Source organism: Micromonospora sp. ALFpr18c (assembly GCF_008868155.1).
Taxonomy (GTDB): domain Bacteria; phylum Actinomycetota; class Actinomycetes; order Mycobacteriales; family Micromonosporaceae; genus Micromonospora.
In genome coordinates, this window is the sequence record NZ_WBKR01000344.1 from 1 (window position 1) to 2,833 (window position 2,833).

4 protein-coding genes are annotated in these 2,833 nt (G+C 73.6%); 2 read left to right on the plus strand and 2 right to left on the minus strand.

The genetic code is table 11. The features are described 5' to 3' along the window. Nucleotides 1-1,091, plus strand: a 1,091-nt coding sequence (locus F8271_RS30790) for an SseB family protein (protein ID WP_151493300.1), incomplete at its 5' end; no start/stop codon positions are given. Further along, nucleotides 1,088-1,453, plus strand: coding sequence for a hypothetical protein (locus tag F8271_RS30795; RefSeq protein ID WP_151493301.1), 366 nt, complete (start codon nt 1,088-1,090; stop codon nt 1,451-1,453). The genes F8271_RS30790 and F8271_RS30795, both read left to right, overlap by 4 nt. Nucleotides 1,454-1,456: 3 nt before the next feature. On the opposite strand, the gene F8271_RS30800 is transcribed toward F8271_RS30795, so the two are convergent. After that, nucleotides 1,457-2,389 carry an alpha/beta fold hydrolase gene (locus F8271_RS30800; RefSeq protein WP_151493302.1) on the minus strand — a complete coding sequence of 311 codons (933 nt, stop codon included), beginning with the start codon at nt 2,387-2,389 and terminating at the stop codon, nt 1,457-1,459. A gap of 109 nt (nt 2,390-2,498) precedes the next feature. After that, nucleotides 2,499-2,833 (minus strand): hypothetical protein (locus tag F8271_RS30805; RefSeq protein WP_370462006.1); only part of this gene is annotated, 335 nt, incomplete at its 5' end.

Sequence of the window (2,833 nt, forward strand, 5' to 3'; positions counted from 1 at the left end):
CCGTCGCGCCGCCGCCCCGCCCGGACAGCGGCCCGGAGCCGGTGCGGCCGGACACCGACGACCGGTACGCGGCCACGGGCGGCGAGGAGCAGCGCGCACCGGCCGAGCCGGCGCCGCTCGACTTCGACCCGGCCAACACGGTCGAGGAGGACCTGCTCAACGCGGCCGGTGCGGGCAGCACCGACACGTTCCTGTCCACCCTGCTGCTGGCCCGGGTGCTGTTGCCGGCCGCACCGGACTCGGTGCGGGGCAGCCGCCCCGGCGACCCGGGTTTCGTCTGGCGTACCGCCCAGCTCGACGGTGACACGTACGTGGTGGTCTACACGTCGCCTGAGCGCCTCGCCGACCACACCGACGGTGACGTCGACACGGTCCGGGTGAAGTTCGCCCAGCTGATCCGGCGCTGGCCGGACGAGGACTGGTCGTTCGCCGTCAACCCGGGCACCCCGGTCGGTGCGAAGCTGCCCGGCGAGCAGATCGTCGCCCTGGCCAACTGGGCGGCCGAGGTGGGGCTCGGTGACGACCTGGAGGTCGACCCGGAGGAGGCGCCGGTGGTGGCGGAGCCGGCCGCCCGCCCCCGGTACGCTCCGGCGGCCGTCGACCCGGCCCGCCCGACCGTGATGCAGAAGGCCATCGCACCCAGCCAGCTCGCGTACTACCTGGAGCGGGGCTACGACCGGGTGTCCGGCTTCGTGCACCGGGCGGGCGAGTTGGCGCACCTGACCACGCCGGCCCAGTTGTACGACGCGCTCGGACTCAGCTACCCGGCGTCGCCGTTCGTGCGGGACGCCGAGGAGATCTACGTGCTGCGCTGGCCGGCGCACCGGCCGAGCCTCTACCGGATCCCGTACGGCGGGCAGAACGAGCCGGCGATGCGGGCCATGGAGGGCTGGGTCATCGAACGGCCGCCGTTCAGGGGCAACGGCTTCGCGCCGGGTGAGAGCAGCGATGTGGTCGCCGAGTTCAAGGTGGACAGCGCCCGGCTGCCGCACGGCGCGCAGCTCTGGCGGATCGCCGCCGACGGCACCGAGCGGGTGGTCGCGTCGCTGGACACGGACGCGGTCGTGTGGCGACGGGTCGGGGAGGCGTGATGCGCGACGGCTACGTGGCCCGCTGGCAGGGCCGGGAGTACCAGGCCAGCCCGGACGGCGACGACATCCGGCTGTACCAGCCCGAGCCCGGTGAGGGCTTCGAGGAGGTCCGCCCCGGCCGGTACGTGCGGGTGCAGCCGGCGCACGAGATCGAGGATCTGGCGTACGTGCGGACGACCTGCACGTGGCAGGGGCAGCCGTTCATCGTGCTCGGCGAACACGACGCGTGGCTGCGCGTGGAGTACACCGGTGGTCGCTGGCCGGTCGCCGAGGCGATGCGGCTGGAGGTCTTCGACTTCGGCGTCTACCAGGGCTGGGCACCCGCCGCGGAGGTCACCGACCTGCGGGAGCAGCGGGTCTGACGGTCAGGACTTCGCCCACCGCAGGATCTCGCCGAGCACCAGCTCCGGTGCCTCCAGGTGCGGGAAGTGCCCCACTCCGTCGAGCAGCCGCCACTCGTACGGCGCGACGACGTACCGGCCGGAACCCAGGGCGGTCCGCGGCAGGGCCGCGACATCCTGCGCGCCGTGCAGTTGCAGGGTCGGGGTGACCAGCGGTTTCTGCATGAGGCGTACGAACCGGTAGCCGTGCAGTCGCAGCACCGAGCGGAACGCCCAGCGGTAACCCTCCAGCGCGCAGAACGCGGCCTGTGGAATGCGCATCGCCTCCCGGCACCGCTCGGCGTACGCCTCGAAGTCCGATCCGGCCACCCAGCGCGGCCCGCCCCACCGGCGCAGGATCTCCTCGACGGCCGCCGCGCCGTCCCGGGTCAGGACGTGCTCGTAGCGGGGAAGCTGGAACTTCAACGCCGGTGTGGAGGCGGCGAACTGACCGCGCGGGTCGGCGAAGATGGCGGCGCGCAGCCGCAGCGGGTGCGGTGCTCCCAGCACCACCAGGCGGCGGACCAGGGCCGGGTGGAACGACGCCACCGTCCAGGCCACCATGCCACCGACGCCGCTGCCGACCAGCGTCGCCGACCGCTCACCGAGTGCTCGGATCAGTCCGGCGATGTCCGCGGCGAGGGTGTAGCCGTCGTACCCCCGGGGTGGTTTGTCGCTGGCGCCGTAGCCGCGCAGGTCGACGGCGACCGCGCGGAAGCCGGCGTCGGCGACGGCCGGGAGCATCTGGTGCCAGGCCCACCAGTGCTCGGGGAAGCCGTGCAGGAAGAGCACCATCGGCCCGGTGCCGGCCTCGACCACGTGGAACCGGGTGCCGTTGGCGCCGACGAAACGGTGCGTCCACGGCCCCTCGGTGAGGACGCGGGACTCGTCGACGGCTCCGCCGCGCTGGTCGGTCATGGCAGACAGCCTAGGACCCGGTTGCCTCCGGCGGCCCTGGTGGTCGCGTTGAACAGGGAGAAGCCCGGGTTGTCCCCTACCGACACGGGGGTCCGGGTGCCCCGGCGGATCACCGCGTGACGATGCTGGCCCGGACACCCGGGCCGCAGTCCACCTCGGAGGATCGGGCGATGATCCGCAGGGTGACGAAGCTGCCCTCGGTCAGGGTGCCGAAACCGGTGCCGTGCAGGGCGTACTCGATGCCGTCCTCGGACACCAGCCCGTAGCAGGGTCCGCGACCGCCCCGGGTGACATGGCCGGCGACCAGGCCGGTGGCCCGCAGGTCGGTCGGGTCCGTCGGCTTGGCCGGCTTCGGTACGCCGATGGTCGGCGGGTCGGTGCGCGACATGGGTGGCGGGTCGGTGCGCGACACGGGCGGCGGGGTGGTGCGTTCCGGTGTGGGCG